The following is a 21514-nucleotide window of genomic DNA, read 5'->3' on the forward strand; positions in this document are numbered from 1 at the left end:
ACCGCGCCCGCGCCAGGGGAATCCTGTCGCGCGGTGCAACAACAGGCACAATACGGAATTCGTCGCGACCGCACGCGTGTTCGTCACTCGAACATCGACGATGCGGCACGGCTGCCTGTCCTCCTTCCCAGTCGTCATGAACGCCACGCCCACTCCCGCGCGCGAGTCGAATTCGCCGCGCTTCCTGCTGTTTCTGATCTGTCTGTTCGCGTCCGCGGGGCAGCTCGCCATCGACATCTACGTGCCCGCGTTACCGGACATGGCCCGTTCGTTCGCAACGACCCCGCAAGCGATCCAGTCCAGCGTGTCCGGCTACATGGCGGCCTACGCGCTGGGCCAGCTGATCTTCGGGCCGATCGCCGACGCCTACGGCCGCAAGCGCGTGCTCGCGTTCGGGCTCGTGATCTACACGATCGGCTGCCTGCTGTCGCTCGGCGCGCCGAACCTCGAGACGTTCGTGCTGGCGCGCTGCCTGCAGGGCTTCGGGATCGCGACCACCAACCTGCTGGCGAAGGCGATCATCACCGATTCGTTCTCCGGCCAGGCGTTGATGCACGCGTTCACGTACATGTCGATCGCGTGGGGGCTCGCGCCGATCGTCGCGCCGGTGATCGGCGCGCACCTGCAGGAATGGTTCGGCTGGCGCGCGTGCCTCGTGTTCCTGCTGGTCTACTCGCTGGCGATGTGGGCGCTGCTGTGGCGTTACCGCGAGACCTTGCCGAAGCCGGTGCATCTCGAGCCGCGCACGCTGATGGCGAACACGGGCAAGGTGCTGGCGAGCCCGGTGTTCCAGAGCTGTTTCCTCGCACAGGGGCTGTGCTACAGCATCCTGCTGGTGTTCAACATCGTCGGGCCGTTCATGGTGCAGACCACGCTGCACAAGCCGCCGACCTTCTTCGGTTATCTCGCGCTCGGCATCGGCCTCATGTATTTCCTTGGGGGCCTGTCGAACCGGATTCACGGGCGCGGGCTGCCGAGCGCCGAGCAACGGCTGCGTATCGGTGCGCGCGTGATGGCGGGCGCGTCGGTCGCGATGCTCGTGCTGGCGCTGACCGTCGGCCTGCGCGTGTGGACGCTCGCGACGCCGGTGCTCGTGATGGGCTTCTGCGCGGGCGCGATGTATCCGACGCTGATGGCCAAGGGCAATTCGTTGTTTCCGCATATCGCCGGCCTGACGAGCGCGATTCTCGGCTGTGCGCTGCTGCTCGTGTCGTCCGCGATGATGGGCCTGGCCGGCTTCGTGTCGATTCACGTGCTGACGCCGCTGGCGGTGTTCTTCGTCGCGCTGTCGTTCGTCGTGGTGTGGATGGTGACGAAGCTGCTGAGGTATCTGTCGCAGCAGCAGGCGGCGCCGGTGGTGTGCGCAAGCGAGGGGGCGGCGTAAGCGCCGGCCGGCGAACGACTCATGAACCGGATCCTGCTGAATCGCGTCGCCCGTTCCGACGCCGCCGATCTGATCGCCGCCAACCGCGCGAGCCGGCGTCATCATCTGCCGTGGGTCGATTCGTTCGTCGACCAGGCCGGGTTCGATCAATGGTTCGCCCGCTGCCTGACCGGGCCGAACGTCGGATTCGTCGCGCGCGAACGGGCGTCGGGCACGGTGGTCGGCGTGGTGAACCTCAACGAGATCGTCGGCGGTGTGTTTCAGAGCGCTTATCTTGGGTACTACGGCATGGCGGAGGCCAGCCGCAAGGGGCTGATGACGGAAGCGTTGCGCGCGACGATCGGCGTCGCGTTCGGCGAACTCGGACTGCACCGTCTCGAAGCGAACATCCAGCCCGGCAATCATGCATCGATCGCGCTGGTGCGACGGCTCAGGTTCAGGCAAGAGGGGTTTTCGCCGCGCTATCTGCGCATCGGCGGCGAATGGCGCGACCACGAGCGCTGGGCACTGCTGGCGGACGACGCGCGCGAAGCCGGCGCCTGACGGCCGATTTCCGTCACATCACGTCGCGTCGCATCCCGCGTCGCTTACAGCGGATGCGCGGCCCCGGCCTGCTGCAACAGCGACACGGCAACCGGATCCGGCAGCCCGTTCGGGTCGATCGCCCCCGCCTTGGCCAGCGCGACGAGATCGCTGTCGACGCCCGGTTGCCCGACCACGAACGAGGTGGTCAGGAACGCCGGCGCGGTGAGCGTGACCGCATAGCGCTGCTGCAGGTTCGTCACCACGGCCGATTGCGCGGACTGCACGGTGTCCGGGCTGTTCATCGCCCGCTGGTAGCGCAGGGTGCCCTGGAAATTGCCGATCAGCCCGGCCGTGTTCGTCCCGAGTTGCGCCGCGAGATAAACGAGCATCAGCTCGGTCTCGGGCGTCGTATTGAAGGTGCCGCCCGCGTAGGCGAGCGAATGCAGGCTCGCGCCGCCCGACGCCACGGTGATCACGCAGGGCAGCGCCGCGTTGAGCGTCACACGGTAGTTGCCGCCGCCGTCCGTCAGCGTCGTGGCCGAGCCCGCCGCGCAATCGACCGTTACTTGCGCGCTCGCGAGCGCGTCGCCCGTCGCGGCCGTGCCCGACAGCGAGACGGTTTGCGTGTTGTCGTTGAAGCACACGTCGACGCCGAAGCAGGCATCGCCGTTGCAGGCCTGGAGCGCGGCGAGCGTTGCAACGCACAACGCGCCCAGCGCGGGGCGGGTGAAACGCATAAGGCGAATGTTCATGGTCGCGGGCAATCCGAGAGAATGAGGCAACCGGTGCGCGTGGGGAATGGCGGCGCTGTTGTCATTCTATGTCCTGATCCGGGGAAAGCGAACACGGCCGGCCGGTAACGCCGGTTCGCCGGCTCAGGGCTTGCGCGCGGCCGGCTTCGCGAACGCGCCGCGCACCTCGAAGCCGATCGCATCCGCGACGTTGCCGCGCGCATCGACGAGTTCCAGCCGGTGCCGGCCCGGCCACGGCAGCCATGCGACGCGGTCGGCATGCCCGATCACCTTGTCGTCGAGCCGCCACGCGAATTTCGTCGCGCGCCCGGCCGAGCGCTCGAACCAGATCCGCTGGTTCTTCGGCGGAATGTCCGGGTCGATCGCGAAGATCGTGCCGTCGGTCGGCGCGCCGATCGTCAGCGGCGCACGCGCGCCGTCCTTGCCCGGCGCGACGGGCGCCGCGAGCCGGATCGTGTCGACCGCCGTGCCCGCGACGAACCACTCGTTGCGAGCCGGCTCGATGTCGCGCTCGAACGCGATGCGGCGCGTCTCGACGCCGGCCGGCGCGCGCGGCGCACGGCTCGGCAGGTCGCGGTGCAGATAGCCGACGACGGCCGACCACACGGGCGACGCGCCCGTGACGCCCGACACGTCCCACATCGGCGAGCCGTCCGCATTGCCGACCCACACGCCGACCGTATAGCGCGACGTGAAACCGACGGTCCAGTTGTCGCGCATGTCCTTGCTCGTGCCGGTCTTGACCGCCGAGAAAAAGCGCGTCGCGAGCGGGTTGTCGAAGCCGAAGGTGCGCACGCGCGCGTTGTTGTCGGACAGGATGTCGGTGACGACGAAGCTGGCGGCTTCGCTGAACACGCGCGTGCCGGCGTCCGCCCGCGCGGGCGTCGATGGACCGGAGGTCGACGTCGGCGCCGGGGCCGGCAGGTCGACGACCTTGCGCGCGACGCCGCCGTTCGCGAGCGCGCGGTATGCATTGGTCAGCGACAGCAGCGTGACGTCCGCGCTGCCGAGCGCGAGGCTGAAGCCGTAGTAATCGCCTTCCTGCGCGAGCGGCAGGCCGAGCGCGGTCAGCGTGCGCGCGAAGCGGTGCGGCGTGACGAGCACCAGCGTGCGCACGGCCGGTACGTTCAACGAGCCGCCGAGTGCGCTGCGCACGCTCACCCAGCCCTTGAAATCCTTGTCGTAGTTCTGCGGAATGTACAGGCCGCCGCCAGCGGCGAGGTTGATCGGCGCATCGTCGAGCAGCGACGCGGCCGTCAGCCGTTTCTCGTCGATCGCCTGCGCATAGAGGAACGGCTTGAGCGTCGAGCCGGCCTGGCGCGGCGCGAGCACGGCATCGACGTCGCGCGCGCTCGACAGCGCCCCGGATGAGCCGACCCACGCGCGGATCTCGCCGGTCGCGTTGTCGATCACGACCACCGCGCCGTCCTGCACGTTGCGCCGGTGCGCGGGCGCATTGAGTTCGGTCAGCGCGCGCATCAGCGTGTCGCGCGCGAAGCGCTGCAGCGGCGCGTCGAGTGTCGTGCGGACCTGCGCGCCGGCTGCGGGTTTGACCTCCGCCGCGATGCGTCGCGCGAAGTGCGGGGCGAGGGCGGCGCCGTCCGCCGCGACGTCGTTGCGCGTGGCGTTGGCCGGGCGCGCCGTGACGAGCTGCACGTAACCGTCGAGCGACGCGCACGCCTGCCCGGCATGCATGTCGCGCAGGATCCGGCACGCGCGCTCGGCGACTTTCGCGGGCGCCGCGTTGGGCGCGCGCACCAGTGCCGCAGCGATCGCGGCTTCGCGCGCGTCGAGGCCGGACGGCGCCTTGCCGAACAGCACCTGCGACAGCGCGCCGAGCCCGATCGTCTCGCCGCGGAACGGCACCAGGTTCAGATAGGCCTCGAGGATCTGGTCCTTGCGCCAGCTGCGCTCGAGCCACAGTGCGTTCACGGCCTGCGTGGCTTTCTGCGGCAGCGAGCGCTGGCCCGAGCGGCGCGGCGAATCGCCGAGCAAGCCCGCGAGCTGCATCGTGACGGTCGATGCGCCGCGCGTGCGCTCGTTCCACAGATTGCCCCACGCGGCCCCGGCAATGCCGCGCCAGTCGACGCCGCTGTGTTCGTAGAAGCGCTTGTCCTCGGACACGACGATCGCCTCGCGGAACGCGGGCGACACGTCGGCGAGCGACACCCATTCGCCGCGCCGTTCGGCGAGGTCGACGCGCGTGCGCTGCAGCGGCGTGCCGTCGCGGGCGAGCAGCACCCAGTCGGAACTGCGCCAGTTGCGGCGCACGTCGTCGTAGCCGGGCAGCGCATGCGCGACGAGCGGCGCGGCCAGCACGACGGCGACGAATATGCGGCCGGCGAAGCGCGCCGGCCGCGGCAAAGCCGGATCCATCATCGCGATCTCGTCACTTGCCCGCGTCGGCCGGCTTCACGGTCATCGGCGGGTTCGGCCACAGGCCGTACACGGACGGTGCATACAGTGCCTCGACGCGCGTCGGCGGCAGTCCGAACGTGCCGACGTTGTTCAGCCGCACCGTGTATTCGACCGAGAATTTGCCCTTCGGCAAATAGTCGTAGTACGCGCGGTAGCCGTCGAAGTCGCGCTCGACGAACGTCGGCCACGCGCCGTCCGGCGTTTTCTCGCCCTGCGTCGCGGCTTCGGAATCGCGGCCGAGGCCCGACCCGAGGATCGTCGCACCGGCCGGGATCGGATCGTTGACGGCGACCCACGTCATGTCGCTCTGCGCATCGATGTCGAGATGCACGCGCACGACGTCGCCGCGCGTCAGCACGCCGTTGACGGCGGGCGACACGGGCGTGACGGTCTTCGCGATCCGGTAGCCGGCGGCGAACGGCGAGCGCAGCGGCACGGCCGCGAGGCTTTCGACGGTCGCCCAAGGGCGGCCGGTGCCGTCCTGCGTGACCGACAGCGTGGCCGGCCCCTGCGACGCACGCGGCCACGGCAGCAGCACGCTGCGTGCGGCGGCCGCGCGGGTCGCGGGCGTGGCCGATGCGGGCGTGTCGGCGGGCGCGGCCGATGCCGCCTGCGACCACGAGATCGAGCGCGCGTCGCCGCCGAGCGCAATCTTCGTCGCGCCGGCGACCGGCGTGCTCTCGTAGGTTCGCGAGAAGCGCTCGACCGCGAGCAGGCCGAGCGCGTTCGACGTCGTCGTCTGCCATGCGCCCTGGCGTTGCAGCGCGAGCAGCCCGGCCGTCACGCGCGGCATCTCGTCCTTCCACGCCGGGTCGCCGGCGAATTCCAGCGCGAGACGCGCGGCGTTGGTCTCGTTGCTGGTCATCAGCCACCACAGGTCGTCGTCGCGCGCGGTCGAGAACACGAGCTGCGTGCCTTGATACGTGAGGCGCGCCCGCAGGATCTGCTCGACCTGCGCGCGTTTTTCGTCGCGTTGCGGGATGTCCTTCACGCGCGTCAGGATCGCGTGATAGTCGATCACCGCAGACGTCGGCCACTGGTTCGGCGCGATCTCGATCGAACCGAGCATGCGGCCCTGCGCGGCGCCGTAGCGCGACAGCGCCTCGATCGCGGCGAGCTTGCGCAGGTCGCGATCCTGGCGCGGCGCCCACGCGTTGCGCTCGAGGCGGCCGTCGACGAAGCGCGCGAGCCCGGTTTCGAGCTGCGTGCGCAGGTCTTCCGGCAGCGCGAAGCGCGGATCGAGGCGGCTGGCTTCGTCGGACACCACGAGCAGGTACGACGACAGCGTCGGGCTGCCGTGATGCGAATCGTCCGACGACGGCGGGAAGTAGCTGGCCAGGCCGTCGCCGTCGAGGTAGACGGGCATGCGCGCGATCAGCGCCTGCCATTGCGCAGGGTCGCGCAGCCCGATCGCACGCGACGTCTGCTGCTCGAGGCAGCGGTACGGATAGCGCTCGAACCAGCGCCGCACGCCGGGCAGGCCGTCGGCGAGCTTCGACTGCAGCGACACGGCGATGCCGCCGCGCGGTGCGCCCTGTGCGTTGCTCACCGCGCCGGCCGGGGCCGACACGGGCACCGTCAGCGTGCCGTCGACCTGCGCGAGCGTCGCCTGCTGCACCGTTACCGGCAGCGCGGGCACGACCTTCTGCGCGACGGCCAGCGCGTCGGACGCGCGCTTGCCGCCTTGTTCGGCCGCCTCGATGCGCCAGTTCAGCGCACCGGCCGCATCGAGCGCCTGCTCGGGCACGGTGATCGTCCACGCGACGTCGGTCGCCGCATTCGCCGCCAGCGACACGGTTTGCGGGGCGACGTCGAGGCCCGTCACGCGCGGCGTCACGACGACCTGCATCGCGCGGTCGGTCGTGTTGCGCAGCGTGACCTGCGCGCGGAACGCGTCGCCTTCGCGCACGAGCGGCGGCAGGCCGGAGATCAGTTGCAGATCCTGCGTGCTGCGGATCGACGTGCTGCCCGTGCCGAACCGGTCGGGGCCGACCGCCGCGATCGCGACGATCCGGAAGCGCGTGAGCGCATCGTTCAGCGGCACCTCGACGGTTGCGCTGCCGTTCGCGTCGAGCGTCACGCGCGGGTTCCACAGCAGCAGGGTATCGAACAGCTCGCGGGTCGGCGCGCTGCCGCCGCCGCCGCCGGCCGGCACGGCCTTGCGGCCGAAGTGGCGGCGGCCGACGATTTCCATCTGCGCGGTGGCCGTCTCGACGCCGTACGCACGCCGGCGCAGCATCGCGTCGAGCAGGTTCCAGCTGTCGTTCGGCATGAGTTCGAGCAGCGCTTCGTCGACGGCCGCGATCGCGATCTGCGTGCCGGCCGGTGCCGGCTGGCCGTTCGGCAGCGTGACCTTCACGTGCGCCTGCGCCTTGCTGCGGACCGTGTAGCGCGTCGCGTCGGTCGTCACGGTCACGCCGAGGCGGTGAACGCCGGTGCCGACCTTGATCTCGCCGAGGCCGTAGCGGAACGCGGGCTTCGACAGGTCGACGAACGCGGTCGGCGCCTCGTAGTGGCGGCCTTCGCGCCAGAACGCGCGCGCCCATTCGACGGGCGCCTTCCAGCCCCACGTGAAGAACGAGTACCACGGCACCTCGCGAATCCGGCCGCGCAGCGCGAGCACCGACACGTAGACGTTCGGCCCCCACGATTCGCCGACCTTCAGGTCGACGGTCGGGTTCTTGCCGTTCAGCTCGACGATGTGCGTTTCCATCACGCCGCCGCGCTCGACCGCGACGAGCGCGGTCGCGTAGCGGAACGGCATGCGCACCTGGAAGCGGGCCGTTTCGCCCGGTTCGTACGAGGTCTTCTCGGGGATCACGTCGATCCGGTCGGTGTTGTCGCCGCCGAACCAGAGTTCGTCCTCGCGCGTGACCCATACCGACGTCGATGCATTCGACGTACGGCCGTCGCCGTCCTTCGCGACCGCGATCAGCTGCACGTTGCCGGCCTGCTCGAGCGTCGCGTCGCAGGCCATGCGGCCCTTGTCGTCGGTCTTGCCCGAGCACAGCACGCCGAGGTCGCGCGTGTCGCTCTTGTTGTCGTACGCATAGAACCCGCCGACCATCCGCTTGCGCGACGACGTCGTGATGCGCGCGACGCCCTTGATCTCGATCGGCACCGACGCACGCGGCTTGCCCTGCAGGTCGACCGCCAGTGCCTGCACCGGCACGCGCTGGCCGACCGATACCCAGCGGCCGGCCTTGATGCCGGCCACCACCGCGGCCGGCCACAGGATCGTGTCGCCGCGAATCGTCTGCACTTCGCCGTTCGGATCCGCGAAGGTCGCCTCCAGCGCGATGCGCTTCGGCGCGTCGACGTCGGGCAGGCCCTTGAGCGTGACCGCGCCCGCGCCGTTGCGGTCGAGCGTCAGCGGCAGCTTGTCGGCGATCAGCTTCGTCGCGTCGGGATCGTTGTTCGACGACGACGCGTGGTCGTCGTCCTGCGAATCGTCGTCGGCATTGCCGTCGCTCGTGTCGGGGCGATACGGCGTGAAGCTGAAATCCTCGAAACGGTCCGCGAACGGCGGCGACGCCCATTTCATCAGCGCCGACACCTGCACGGGCAGGTTCGATGCGCCGCCGCCCGACACGTAGTCGATCTGCACCGCGAGCGGCGCTTCCTTCACGGCGACGAGCGGGCTCTTCTGCGCGTCGCGCGCGCCGATCGAGCCTTTCAGCACCGGCAGGCGGAACGCCTCGACGCGGAAGCTGCCGCTGTAATAGGTGGCGGTCGGCGCGTCTTCCGGGCCGCCTTCGAGTTCGACGCTGTACTCGCCGAGCTTCGCGGCGGCCGGCAGCGTGAACTGCGAGTCCGCGCTGTGGTCGGCCGCCCACGTGAGCGGCAGCTTGTACGTCTGGCCCGTGCCGAGATGGCGGATCGTCATGCGCGCCGGGTATTGCGAGGGGAACGCGAGGCTCTGCAGCGTCTCGGTGCGGATGAAATGCTTCATCGACACGGTTTCGCCGGCGCGCAGCAGCGTGCGGTCGAACACCGTATGCGCGCGCACGGTCGGTGCGCTGTCGGTATCGGTCGGCACGTTGAAGCGCCACGATTCGATCCCGCGGTTCCAGCCCGAGCTGACGAACGCCATGTCGGGGCCCGTCTTCGGATCGTCGACGCGCGCCGACACGAAATAGTCGTCGAAGCGCTGCTCCGACGAGCTGCACGCGCGCTTCGGCTCGAACGGCCCGTCGATCTTCAGCAGGCCCTGCGCGTCGGTCTTGCCGGCCGCGATTTCGTCGCCGTTGCAGTCCGACACGCGGATCTGCGCATTCGGCACCGGCTTGCCCTTGTCGAGCGTCGTGACCCACACGAGGTTGTTCTCGCGGCCCTGTTTCAGGTGCACGCCGAGGTTCGTGACGAGCACGGTGGTGCGCACGTACATGCTCGACGGCTTCGTGAGCAGCGAGCGGCCGAGCGCGGGCGACGCGAGTTCGAGCACGTAGAAGCCGGGCTTCTCGATCGGCACGCCGACCACTTCGAACGGGCGCAGCGTCTTCGGGTCGGCCTTCGGCAGCGTCAGCACCTGCGCGCCGGGCTCGCCCGTCAGCAGCGACAGCGAGCGCACGTCGATGCGGCGGTCTCGCGGCGCGGGCTGTTTCTCGCCGGCCGCGAGCGGCACGTAGACGGGGTGTTGGCCCTTGCGTGCCAGCAGGCCGGGCAACTGGTCGTCGATCGAGCCGGCCGTCATCGACCAGTTGTCGAAGCGATCGACGGTGCGCATCCATTGGCGAATCGCGGTGTCGTTCTCGACCTTCAGGTTCGCGAATCGCGCGCCGCCCGCATTGAGGCCGGCGATATGCAGGTCGGCCTCGACGTTGCGCAGCGTGACGGGCACCAGCGCGGGCGTACCGGGTTCGGCGAAGCGCTCGACGATCCCGAAGGTGCCCGACGAGAATTTCGCGAGCGGCGGCATCGGCGCGGTGCGCGTCGCGAGCGGGAACAGGTCGGCGTTGGACAGCGGCCGGTCGGTCACGTCTCGCAGGCCCGACGGCAGCTCGACGGTCAGCGCGGCCTGCGCGGGCAGCGGCGGGTTGAACGTGACGGTCGTCACTTCCTCGCTGTGGTCGTCGGCCGCGAAGGTCGGCGACAGCGAGCCGTCGGGGCCGCGCAGCTTGATCGCGTCGGCCTGCTTGCGCGAGATCGGCGCGTTGAACGACAGCGTGAGCGGGCGCAGCGGCGTGCAGGGCGCCTTCGCGTTCTCGCGTTCGCACGAGAAGCTCGCGGCGAACGGTGCGCGCACGGTGAAATCGAAACGCCGTTCGGTTTCGTTCGCGATGCCGCTCGGGCTCGCGACGCCCTTGCCGTACACCAGCTGCACCTTCGCGCTCGCCGGCAGCGCCTGCGAACACGACAGCGTCAGCACGCGCGCCGCCTCCTTCTTCAACCCGAAATGATCGAGCAGGGCGTTGCGCGTATCGTCGGCGGCCGCCGTGACGGGAATGCGGTTGCCGATGCCGGCCGCTTCGCACCAGATGTTCGCGAGCGCCGAGCGCGGCTCGGCCGGGCCGTTCAGCGTCATCACGAAGACCTGCCGCTCCTCGATCTCGCGGGAGCCGGGGCGCACCGACACCGGAAACGGGCCGCCCGTCTGGAACGTGAAGCGACGCGGGCCGCTGACCGCATTGCCCGCGACCGAGCGCAGCGTGTCGTTGAGCGCGACCGAGCAGCGTACGCCGGGCGGCAGGTCGCTTTCGAAATCGTAAACCCAGGTCTTGTCGTCGAGCCAGTGGCCCTGGCCGCGTGCGGCCGCCGAATCGTTGCAGCTCACGCGCGCCGGATTCGGCGCGGAGGCCGAGCCGAAGGCGACCATCGGTTCGTCGAACTTGACGACGCTCTGCCGGACTTCGGTGACGGTGCCTTGCGGCGACACGCTCACCGTGCGCGCCGCGCCCGCATGCAGCGACAGGGCCGCGGCGCCGCCGAGCGCCGCGACGGCGCCGATGCGCCAGAGCAGCCGGGTCGTGTGGTTGATTCGATGCTTTTGTTTGTTGTGCTTGTCGCGCTGCTTCATCGCTCGATTGCCCTCGGAGGGAAGCTTTCTGTTTGATTGCACGGGATTCTAACCGACCGTCATGCGCGCGCAGCATGGCATGCAGTGTGTCGCCGGCGCGCGACACGGCGGTGCGTGCCGCAGATTTGTCGCGTCGACGACACAAAAATGCAGCGAAATGTCGATTGTCACGGATTGCGGAACATTAAATGGACTATAAAAAGATTGTTTGATCCGGCGTGTGCGCGTACATTGCAGGTCCACGCCAATGTTTGAGAAATATCAAGCGTGGTTTTCCCGAATCCGGTGTTCGAGAGAAGGAAACATGCACAACGACAACACCCCCCAATCGCGTCGTGACAACGACGCAGCCGCAACCGGCATCACGCGGCGTCAATGGCTGCAGGGCGCACTGGCGCTGACGGCGGCGGGCCTCACGGGCTCGCTGGCGTTGCGGGCCCTGGCCGACGATCCCGGCACCGCGCCGCTCGATACGTTCATGACGCTTTCCGAAGCATTGACCGGCAAGAAAGGGTTGAGCCGCGTCACCGGCCAGCGCTATCTGCAGGCCTTGCAGAAGGGCTCGTTCAAGACGGCCGACAGCCTGCCGCAGCTCGCCGGCGCGCTCGCATCCGGCTCGCTGAACCCCGACCAGGAATCGCTTGCACTGACGATTCTCGGCGCGTGGTATCTCGGCATCGTCGACAACGTCGTGATTACCTACGAAGAAGCATTAATGTTCGGCGTGGTGTCCGATACGCTCGTGATCCCTTCGTATTGCCCCAACAAACCCGGCTTCTGGGCCGAAAAACCGATCGAGAGGCAAGCCTGATGGCCGATACCGATACGCAAAAAGCCGACGTCGTCGTCGTCGGATCGGGTGTCGCCGGCGCGATCGTTGCACACCAGCTCGCGATGGCGGGCAAGTCGGTGATCCTGCTGGAAGCCGGCCCGCGCATGCCGCGCTGGGAAATCGTCGAGCGCTTTCGCAACCAGCCCGACAAGACCGATTTCATGGCGCCGTACCCGTCGAGCCCGTGGGCCCCGCATCCGGAATACGGCCCGCCGAACGACTACCTGATCCTGAAGGGCGAGCACAAGTTCAACTCGCAGTACATCCGCGCGGTGGGCGGCACGACGTGGCACTGGGCCGCGTCGGCGTGGCGCTTCATCCCGAACGACTTCAAGATGAAGACCGTGTACGGTGTAGGCCGCGACTGGCCGATCCAGTACGACGACCTCGAGCATTACTATCAGCGTGCCGAGGAAGAGCTCGGCGTGTGGGGCCCGGGCCCCGAGGAAGATCTGTACTCGCCGCGCAAGCAGGCGTATCCGATGCCGCCGCTGCCGCTGTCGTTCAACGAGCAGACCATCAAGAGCGCGCTGAACGGCTATGACCCGAAGTTCCACGTGGTGACCGAGCCCGTCGCGCGCAACAGCCGCCCGTACGACGGCCGGCCGACCTGTTGCGGAAACAACAATTGCATGCCGATCTGTCCGATCGGTGCGATGTACAACGGCATCGTCCACGTCGAGAAGGCCGAGCAGGCCGGCGCGAAGCTGATCGACAGCGCGGTCGTCTACAAGCTCGAGACCGGGCCGGACAAGCGCATCGTCGCCGCGATCTACAAGGACAAGACGGGCGCCGACCATCGCGTCGAGGGCAAGTACTTCGTGCTCGCCGCGAACGGCATCGAGACGCCGAAGATCCTGCTGATGTCCGCGAACCGCGATTTCCCGAACGGCGTCGCGAACAGCTCGGACATGGTCGGGCGCAACCTGATGGACCACCCGGGCACCGGCGTGTCGTTCTACGCGAGCGAGAAGCTGTGGCCGGGCCGCGGCCCGCAGGAGATGACGTCGCTGATCGGTTTCCGCGACGGCCCGTTCCGCGCGACCGAAGCCGCGAAGAAGATCCACCTGTCGAACATGTCGCGCATCAACCAGGAGACGCAGAAGATCTTCAAGGCCGGCAAGCTGATGAAGCACGAGGAGCTCGACGCGCAGATCCGCGACCGTTCCGCACGCTACGTACAGTTCGACTGCTTCCACGAAATCCTGCCGCAACCCGAGAACCGCATCGTGCCGAGCAAGACGGCCACCGACGCGATCGGCATCCCGCGCCCCGAGATCACGTATGCGATCGACGATTATGTGAAACGCGGCGCCGTGCACACGCGCGAGGTCTACGCGACGGCCGCGAAGGTGCTCGGCGGCACCGACGTCGTGTTCAACGACGAGTTCGCGCCGAACAACCACATCACGGGCGCGACGATCATGGGCGCGGATGCACGCGACTCGGTCGTCGACAAGGACTGCCGCACGTTCGACCATCCGAACCTGTTCATCTCGAGCAGCTCGACGATGCCGACCGTCGGTACGGTGAACGTGACGCTGACGATCGCGGCGCTCGCGCTGCGGATGTCGGACACGCTGAAGAAGGAAGTCTGACCGTGCGGAAATCTACTCTCACCTTCCTCCTCGCCGGCTGCCTCGCGCTGCCCGGCCTCGCACGCGCGGCCGATTCGGCCGATCCGGCGCAGGTCAAGCGCGGCGAATACCTCGCGGTCGCGGGCGACTGCATGGCGTGCCACACCGCGAAGGGCGGCAAGCCGTTCGCGGGCGGCCTCGGCATGCCGGTGCCGATGCTCGGCAAGATCTATACGAGCAACATCACGCCCGATCCCGATACGGGCATCGGCACCTGGACGTTCGACGACTTCGAGCGTGCGGTGCGTCACGGCGTGTCGAAGAACGGCGACAACCTGTACCCGGCGATGCCGTACGTGTCGTACGCGAAGATCAACGACGACGACGTGCAGGCGCTGTACGCGTACTTCATGCACGGCGTCGAACCGGTCAGGCAGGCGCCGCCGAAGAACGAGATTCCCGCGCTGCTGAGCATGCGCTGGCCGCTGAAGATCTGGAACTGGCTGTTCCTGAAGGACGGCGTCTACCAGCCGAAGCCGGCGCAGAGCGCCGAGTGGAACCGCGGCGCGTATCTCGTGCAGGGCCTTGCGCACTGCAGCACGTGCCACACGCCGCGCGGCATCGCGATGCAGGAGAAGTCGCTCGACGAAACGGGCGGCAGCTTCCTGTCGGGCTCGGTGCTCGCCGGTTGGGACGGCTACAACATCACGTCCGACCCGAACGCGGGGATCGGCGGCTGGACGCAGCAGCAACTCGTCCAGTACTTGCGCACCGGCAGCGTGCCGGGCCTCGCGCAGGCGGCCGGCCCGATGGCCGAGGCGATCGAGCACAGCTTCTCGAAGATGACCGAAGCCGACATCGGCGCGATCTCGACGTACATCCGCACGGTGCCGGCCGTGGCCAGCGGCGACGCGAAGCAGTCGCGCTCGTCGTGGGGCAAGCCGGCCGAGGACGGCCTGATGCTGCGCGGCGTCGCACTCGCGTCGTCGGGCATCGATCCGGCCCGGCTGTATCTCGGCAACTGCGCGACCTGTCACCAGATGCAGGGCAAGGGCTCGCCGGACGGTTACTACCCGCCGCTGTTCCACAACTCGACGGTCGGTGCGTCGAATCCGACCAATCTCGTGCAGGTGATCCTGAACGGCGTGCAGCGCAAGGCCGGCAGCGAGGACGTCGGGATGCCGGCGTTCCGCCACGAGTTGTCGGATGCGCAGATCGCCGCGCTGACGAACTACCTGACCGGGCAGTTCGGCAATCCGGCCGCGAAGGTGACCGAGCAGGACGTCGCGAAGCTGCACTGACGCGGCACGGCGACGAAGCAGGGCGACAACGTAAAAGAGGAGGAGCACAGCACATCGGGCGGGCCCCGATGCCGGTTGTTGCAGAGCGGGGCGGGCGGCGCGGATGGCCGTCCGACCCGGTTCACAGGCAATCCGGTGCGTGCGATAGCGCGCATCGTTTTCGTTGATCACACCATGACACCGAATCAACCGTTTCTCGCGTCCCAGCGCGATGTGCTGCTGCTGCTTGCCCGAATCCTGATCGTGATCCTGTTCGTGATGTTCGGCTGGAAGAAGATCGTCGACTTCTCCGGTACGATCGCGTTCATGGGTAGCGAGGGCGCGCCGGCGCCGATCATCTCGGCGGCGATCTCCGTCGTGATGGAGCTGTTCGTCGGGATTGCGATCCTGATCGGCTTCCAGACGCGGCCGCTCGCCCTGTTGCTTGCGCTGTATACGATCGGCACCGCCGTTATCGGTCACCACTACTGGACGATGACGAGCGGCGAGCAGATCAACAACATGATTCATTTCTACAAGAACATCGCGATCTCGGGCGGCTTGCTCGCGCTCTGCGCGGCCGGCCCCGGACGTTTTTCGCTCGATCGCGGATAAGCAGACCCGAGGCGCGTGCATGGGGCGCGCGTCGGACGGTCGAGACTTCGAGGGGGCATCATTTTGCGACTCAAATACTTCGCATGGCTGATTGCGGCCGCCACGCCGGCGGCCGCGTTTGCACAGACGAGCGTCACGCTGTACGGCCGGATCGACGGCGGCGTCGAATACCTGAATCACATCGCGAAGCCGAACGGCGGCAGCGGGACGCGCTGGAGCGCGGAAAGCGGCGACTGGGGCACCAGCATGTTCGGGTTGAAGGGCGTCGAGGATCTCGGCGGCGGGCTGTCGACGGTGTTCAACCTGGAAACCGCGTTCCAGGTGATGAACGGCCAGACGGGTGGCGGACGCATGTGGTCGCGGCGCGCGTACGTCGGGTTGAAGAGCGACACGTGGGGCCAGTTGCAGGCCGGCCGCAACCTGTTCATCGACAGCGACGGCGTGTGGGAATTCGATCCGTTCGTTCAGCAGGCGTTTTCGTCGGCGTCGCTCGTGCGTGGCCGCAACTGGCAGCAGACCAGCAACAACATCGAATATCACAGCCCGGTGATCGGCGGCTTCGACGTGCAGGCGCAATACGCGTTCGGCAACCAGTCACGCGGCTTCAACTACGGCGCGGCCGACGATTTCGGCCGCTCGGACGGGATCATGATCTCGTACCACTCGCCGGTGCTCGACGTGCGCGGCATCTACGACGAGCTGCGCGACAACAACGGCAAGTTCAGCAATATCTTCACCGCGTCGCGCGAGTACTTCGTCGGCGCGAACGTGAAGGTGTCGAAGTTCAAGATCCAGGGGGCGTATACGCACTACCAGGCGCCGGACAGCCCGGCCGGTGTTGCCGATCGTGCCGATCACTACTGGCTTGGCGCGACCTATTCGGCGACGCCACAGTGGGCCGTGACGGGCGGCGGGTATTACGTGAAGGTGGGTGACGGCGGCGGCGATGCGTCGCACGACCCGTCGGGGCACGCGATGATGTACGTGCTCGGCACCACGTACAACCTGTCGAAACGCACGTTCCTGTACGGCACGGTCGCGTATGTGCGCAACGGCGGGAATTCGAATTTCTCGCTGCTCGCGACGCCGCGTGACGCAACGTCGGGGACGAGCCCGATGACGGGCGAGTCGCAGACGGGTGCGTATGTGGGGATGATGCATACGTTCTGAGAGGTGCAGCGCCGGAGACGCAAAAGGCACGGGTGATTGACCCGTGCCTTTTTCATTTGCGGCATGCGGCGGCTTCGGCCGCACCGTCCGCCGCTCAATCCAGCGCCTTCCCCGCCTTCTCGTCCATGCAGCGAATCGCAAGCAACGTCATCGCGCCACACCCGATCGCATACCACGCCGGTGCATTCGGATTTCCGGTCGCCGCGATCAGCCACGTGACGAAGAACTGTGCGAAGCCGCCGAAGATCGCGACACCCACGCTGTAGACGAGCGCACCGCCCGTCGCACGCACGGCCCGCGGAAACAACTCGCCGAGCATCGCGCCGGTCGCACCGATGTTGATCGCATGCACGATCGACAGTGCGGCGATGATCGACAGCAGCGACGCGGCGCCCGGCCAGCGATTCAGTGCGACGAACGCCGGGTAGATCGCGCCCATCAGCACGATGCGTGTCCACCAGACGATCCGGTTGCGCCCGTACACGTCCGACAGAAGGCCGCCGATCGGCGTCACGAGCATCAGGATCGCACCGGCGACGCAGCCGGCCGTCATCGACAACCAGGTCGGCAAGTGCAGCACCTGTACGCCATAGATCGCCATGTAGAACACGATGATGTAGTGGATCGACGTGCCGCCGATCGTCACGCCGAGGCCCGCGAATACGGCCTTGGCGTGATGGCGCAGCACGTCGGCGAGCGGCAGCGATGCGACCGGCTCGTCGTGTGCGGCGGCCGGCGCGGCAGCAGGCACTTCCTCGACGGTGCGGCGCAGCCAATAGCCGAGCGGCACGAACAGCGTGCCGATGATGAACGGCACGCGCCAGCCCCAGCTTTCGAGTTGCGCGGCGCTCAGCGTCGACGTCAGCGCGACGCCGGTGAGTGCGCCCGCGAGCGCGGCGAGCCCCTGGCTCGAGAACTGGAACGACGCATAGAAACCGCGACGATGCTGCGGCGCCTGTTCGAGCAGCAGCGTCGTCGATGCGCCGACTTCGCCGCCCGACGCGAATCCCTGCAGCAGCCGGGCGAGCACGAGCAGCAGCGGCGCGGCGATGCCGATCTGCGCGAAGGTCGGCGCGACCGCGATCGTCGCGGTGCCGAGCGCCATCAGCAGCAGCGTGAGGATCATCGCCTTCTTGCGGCCGGCGCGGTCCGCATACATGCCGATCACGAGCCCGCCGAGCGGGCGCGTGACGAAGCCGACGCCGAAGCTCGCGACCGCGAGCATCAGTTGTCCGAACGATGAATGCACGGGGAAGAACAGCTTGCCGATCAGGATCGCGAAGAAGCTGTAGACCGTGAAGTCGTAGAACTCGAGCGCGTTGCCGACGGCGGCGGCCGCGATCAGCCGGCGTTTCTTCGCGGCGGCGCGAGCATCGGCCGGCGTGCCGGCGAACGGAAGGGCGGACGTTTCCATGAGGTTCCCTTGCTTGGAGCGCGGAACTGCGTGATGAAGGGCCGTCAGGCCGCGAGCCAGGCTTCGGCGACGCGAACCCAGTAGCTCGCGCCGATCGCGAGGATGTCGTCGTTGAAGTCGTAGCCGGGGTTGTGCACCATGCAGCCGCCCTTGCTGCCGATTCCGTTGCCGATGAACGCGTAGCAGCCGGGGCGCGCTTCGAGCATGAACGCGAAATCCTCGCTGCCCATCAGCGGCGCGGTTTCGGTTTCGACGCGCTCCGCGCCGAGCATCCGGCATGCGATGTCGGCCGCGAACGCGGTCGGTTCCGCGTGATTGACGAGCACCGGGTAGCCATAGTCGTAGTCGACTTCCGCGGTGACGCCGAAGCTTTCCGCCTGGCCCTTCACGAGCGCTTCGATGCGGCGCGCGAGCAGGGCGCGCACGTCGGCGCTCAGCGCACGCACCGACAGCTTCATCACGACGGTTTCGGGAATGATGTTGAATGTCTCGCCGGCCTGCACGCTGCCGACGGTGATCACGGCCGCGTGCTGCGCGTCGACCTCGCGTGCGACGATCGTCTGCAGCGCGACCATGATGCTGCCCGCGGCCGACATCGGGTCGCGCGCGAAATGCGGCATCGCGCCGTGGCCGCCGACGCCGCGCAGCGTGATCGTCACGCGGTCGGCGGACGCCATCGCGGCGCCGGTGCGGAACGCCATGTCGCCGGCCGCGCGGCCCGGCATGTTGTGGATCGCGAAGATCGCGTCGCACGGGAAACGGTCGAACAGGCCGTCGTCCATCATCGCCTTCGCGCCGCCGAAGTTTTCCTCGGCGGGCTGGAAGATCAGGTTCAGCGTGCCGGAGAACTGGCGCGTTGCCGCGAGGTGGCGCGCCGCACACAGCAGCATCGCGGTGTGGCCGTCGTGCCCGCATGCATGCATCTTGTTCGCATGACGGCTTGCGTAGGGCAGGCCCGTGGTTTCCGAGAGCGGCAGCGCGTCCATGTCGGCGCGCAGCCCGACCGTGCGCGTGCCTTGCCCTTCGCGCAGCACGCCGACCACGCCCGTCTTGCCGATACCGCGATGCACTTCGTAGCCCCAGCCGGTCAGCAACTCGGCGACGAGATCGCTCGTGAGCGTCTCTTCGAAGGCGAGTTCGGGGTGGGCATGGATGCGGCGCCGCACCTCGACGAACTCGGGGGCGATCGCGGCGATGCCTGGGATGACGGGGTTCACGGCTTGCAGCATGGAGTCTCCTGTGGGGCCGGTGGGGCGTTTGACGCGCATATGACGACCAAGCATATAAATTTCTTTTGGGTACCAGAAGCTGCTAAATTGCTTTGGTGCACACCGTCGGTTGCCGCTCGGGAATACCCTGAGCCATGGCGCGGCCGGCCGCACGGGGTTTCCACGGATCACGCATTGCCGCCATGAAATACCATCAGCTGAAAGCGTTCGTCACCGCCGCGGAAGAAGGCAGCATTCGCGCGGCCGCGCGGCGCCTGAACGTGTCGCCGGCTGCGCTCACGAAGGCGGTCAAGGAGCTGGAGATCGCGCTCGGCGTATCGCTCGTCGTGCGCACCGCGCGCGGCGTGCAGCTCACCGCGTTCGGCCAGCAGCTGCAGGTGCGCGCGCGGCTGATCGTCGCCGAAATGCAGCGCGCCCGCGACGACATCGAGCAGGCACAGGGCGCGATGACGGGTTCCGTTGCGGCGGCGATCACGCCGGCGGCGGCGGTGACGATCCTGCCCGACGCGTTTCGGGCGTTCCGGCGCCGCTTCCCGGTGGCGCGCGTCAATCTGGTCGAAGGATTTCCCGGCGTCGCACTGCCGCGCCTGCACGACGGTTCGCTCGATTTCGCGGTGGCCGTCGTCGTCCCCGAACTGCTGGCGGCCGAGTTCGATCACGCGGAACTCTATGCGAGCCGTTCGCTGATCGTCGCGCGCAAAGGGCATCCGCTTGCGTCGGCCACCTCGCTCGCCGATCTCGTCGAAGCCGACTGGCTGATGAATCCGTCGCCGGAAAGCTCGACGCAGGTGCTGTTCAACTCGTTCGTCGCGTACGGGTTGCCGGTGCCGACGCGCGTCGTCGAATGCCCAAGCTTCGGCCTCGCGCACAGCCTGATGACCGGTTGCGACCTGATCGCGTCGATGCCGGAGCAATTGTTGCAAGGCGAATGGGCGCGCGACCAGCTCGCGGTGCTGCCGATTCGCGAGCGCTTGCCGGGCGTATCGGTGCAGGTCGTCACGCGCCGCGACAGCCCGCTGACACCGGCCGCGGCGATGCTGCTCGATTGCCTGCGCGATTCCGCGCGACGCAAGGGGCTGCGGTGAGCCGGCGCCTCGCGCAGATCACGTAGTGATCCTGACGATCGTGGGACCGGCATGTGCCGGCCGCATGCCATTCCGGCGCACGTCGCGCGAGCCGGTATCATAGCGGCCGGCCTGCCGCTACGGTCCGCCGCTACGGCCGGCCTCCCACTCCATCGCCATCCGGCATCCAGCAATCAGAGGCATCACATGACCAGTGCAACCCAATTCGACAACGTATCGGTCGTCAAGCGCGCGAACGTCTATTTCGACGGCAAGTGCGTGTCGCATACCGTGCTCTTCCCGGACGGCACGCGCAAGACGCTCGGCGTGATCCTGCCGTGCGCGCTCAACTTCGGCACGGATGCGCCCGAATTGATGGAAGTGCAGGCCGGCAAGTGCCGCGTGAAGCTCGACGGCAGCAGCGAATGGCAGACCTACGGCGCCGGCGAATCGTTCTCCGTGCCGGGCAAGAGCCGCTTCGACATCGAAGTGCTCGAGACGCTCGATTACGTCTGCAGCTACCTGTAAGACGTTTTTCGCGCAGCAAAGAAAAAGCCCCGCCGAAGCGGGGCTCGTCGCAAGCGGATGGCGCGAGGCCATCCGGAGCGCCTGTTCTCGTTACATCGTTACAGGCAGGCGTTGATGTCGCCGGCGGATGCTGCGTCGCCGCGCACGCCGACCCACGTCTTCGCACCCGGCTGCCACGACGGACGAACCATCGCGGCGGCGCCGTTCGGCGGCTGCTGGCCCGGTGCGTACACGTCGGTCGCCAGGCCGTTGGCCAGCACGTTCTGCGAGATCACCTGTTGTTGCGACTTGTCGGCCCAGGTCTTGGCGATGCACGCCGAGACGTCGGGTGCCGCCTTCTGGCTTTGTCCCACGTTCTGCACGGCAGGTTCGGCGGCATGAGCAGAAATTGCCACGGTCAATGCGATGAGCGGTAAGTATTTCGCGTTCACGTTATCTCCCTCGAGTCGTGATTGATTGAGTGGGATGCGCAGCAGTGCTGCGTGCAAGTGAGATCGCATCTGGCAGGCTCGGTTCCGGTCATTCCGAAACAAGTTGTTAACGCGCTTGCCAAACGGCGGCTCGGATGCTGCGCATGTTGCTGCGGCGCGGCATGCGTCGCGTGCGGCTCGACGTCATGCGTGGCGCGGTCGTTGCGCTGCCCGGTCGTGGTGTGGTGAGGTGACGGCCGCGGCGGGCGGCATGTGCGTGCATGCCGCGCCGCGACTCTT

15 protein-coding genes are annotated in these 21514 nt (G+C 68.0%); 9 read left to right on the top strand and 6 right to left on the bottom strand.

Annotated features, from left to right (window positions below):
• Nucleotides 1–136: 136 nt before the first annotated feature.
• Both WS95_RS03110 and WS95_RS03115 read left to right on the top strand, forming a co-directional pair.
• A complete protein-coding gene (locus WS95_RS03110) occupies nt 137–1384 on the top strand; it encodes a multidrug effflux MFS transporter (protein ID WP_059783308.1) in 1248 nt (415 codons plus the stop codon).
• A 21-nt stretch (nt 1385–1405) separates the two neighbouring features.
• Nucleotides 1406–1927, top strand: coding sequence for a GNAT family N-acetyltransferase (locus WS95_RS03115; protein WP_059822249.1), 522 nt, complete (start codon nt 1406–1408; stop codon nt 1925–1927).
• 44 nt (nt 1928–1971) lie between these two features.
• Here WS95_RS03115 and WS95_RS03120 read toward each other — a convergent pair whose 3' ends face one another.
• From WS95_RS03120 to WS95_RS03130, 3 genes are all read right to left on the bottom strand, one after another.
• On the bottom strand, nt 1972–2661 hold the full coding sequence (locus WS95_RS03120) for a hypothetical protein (RefSeq protein WP_059822252.1): 690 nt from the start codon (nt 2659–2661) through the stop codon (nt 1972–1974).
• A 123-nt stretch (nt 2662–2784) separates the two neighbouring features.
• Nucleotides 2785–5040: a penicillin-binding protein 1C gene (pbpC, locus tag WS95_RS03125; RefSeq protein WP_059822254.1), complete on the bottom strand. Its 2256-nt coding sequence runs from the start codon at nt 5038–5040 to the stop codon at nt 2785–2787.
• A gap of 10 nt (nt 5041–5050) precedes the next feature.
• Complete coding sequence (locus WS95_RS03130) at nt 5051–11095, bottom strand: alpha-2-macroglobulin family protein (protein ID WP_059822256.1); 6045 nt, start codon at nt 11093–11095, stop codon at nt 5051–5053.
• Between the two features lie 304 nt (nt 11096–11399).
• Between WS95_RS03130 and WS95_RS03135 the strand changes: the two genes are divergently transcribed.
• The 5 genes from WS95_RS03135 to WS95_RS03155 all read left to right on the top strand — a co-directional run bounded on the left by WS95_RS03135 (nt 11400) and on the right by WS95_RS03155 (nt 16569).
• Complete coding sequence (locus WS95_RS03135) at nt 11400–11906, top strand: sugar dehydrogenase complex small subunit (protein WP_059822258.1); 507 nt, start codon at nt 11400–11402, stop codon at nt 11904–11906.
• Nucleotides 11906–13525 carry a GMC family oxidoreductase gene (locus WS95_RS03140; protein ID WP_034204694.1) on the top strand — a complete coding sequence of 540 codons (1620 nt, stop codon included), beginning with the start codon at nt 11906–11908 and terminating at the stop codon, nt 13523–13525. The genes WS95_RS03135 and WS95_RS03140 overlap by 1 nt, the downstream gene beginning before the upstream one ends.
• 2 nt (nt 13526–13527) lie before the next feature.
• Entirely contained in the window at nt 13528–14805 is a 1278-nt protein-coding gene (locus WS95_RS03145) for a cytochrome c (protein ID WP_059822261.1), read from the top strand.
• A 174-nt stretch (nt 14806–14979) separates the two neighbouring features.
• Nucleotides 14980–15399, top strand: a complete 420-nt coding sequence (locus WS95_RS03150) for a DoxX family protein (RefSeq protein WP_059822263.1) — start codon at nt 14980–14982, stop codon at nt 15397–15399.
• A 63-nt stretch (nt 15400–15462) separates the two neighbouring features.
• Nucleotides 15463–16569 carry a porin gene (locus WS95_RS03155; protein WP_059822265.1) on the top strand — a complete coding sequence of 369 codons (1107 nt, stop codon included), beginning with the start codon at nt 15463–15465 and terminating at the stop codon, nt 16567–16569.
• 94 nt (nt 16570–16663) lie between these two features.
• Here the strand turns inward: WS95_RS03155 and WS95_RS03160 are convergent, their stop codons facing one another.
• Both WS95_RS03160 and WS95_RS03165 read right to left on the bottom strand, forming a co-directional pair.
• Nucleotides 16664–17983, bottom strand: a complete 1320-nt coding sequence (locus WS95_RS03160; protein ID WP_059822267.1) for an MFS transporter — start codon at nt 17981–17983, stop codon at nt 16664–16666.
• Between the two features lie 44 nt (nt 17984–18027).
• Complete coding sequence (locus tag WS95_RS03165; protein WP_059783324.1) at nt 18028–19212, bottom strand: M20 aminoacylase family protein; 1185 nt, start codon at nt 19210–19212, stop codon at nt 18028–18030.
• Nucleotides 19213–19394: 182 nt separating this feature from the next.
• Here WS95_RS03165 and WS95_RS03170 point away from each other — a divergent pair, with 182 nt between their 5' ends.
• The gene (locus tag WS95_RS03170; protein WP_059783326.1) at nt 19395–20297 is read left to right on the top strand and encodes a LysR substrate-binding domain-containing protein; all 903 of its coding nucleotides are present in this window, start codon (nt 19395–19397) and stop codon (nt 20295–20297) included.
• A 186-nt stretch (nt 20298–20483) separates the two neighbouring features.
• Complete coding sequence (gene ppnP, locus WS95_RS03175; RefSeq protein ID WP_006478890.1) at nt 20484–20804, top strand: pyrimidine/purine nucleoside phosphorylase; 321 nt, start codon at nt 20484–20486, stop codon at nt 20802–20804.
• A 98-nt stretch (nt 20805–20902) separates the two neighbouring features.
• Here ppnP and WS95_RS03180 read toward each other — a convergent pair whose 3' ends face one another.
• Entirely contained in the window at nt 20903–21235 is a 333-nt protein-coding gene (locus WS95_RS03180; protein ID WP_052100110.1) for a hypothetical protein, read from the bottom strand.
• Nucleotides 21236–21514 lie beyond the last annotated feature (279 nt).

It is taken from the genome of Burkholderia sp. MSMB1826, assembly GCF_001526325.1.
Taxonomy (GTDB): domain Bacteria; phylum Pseudomonadota; class Gammaproteobacteria; order Burkholderiales; family Burkholderiaceae; genus Burkholderia.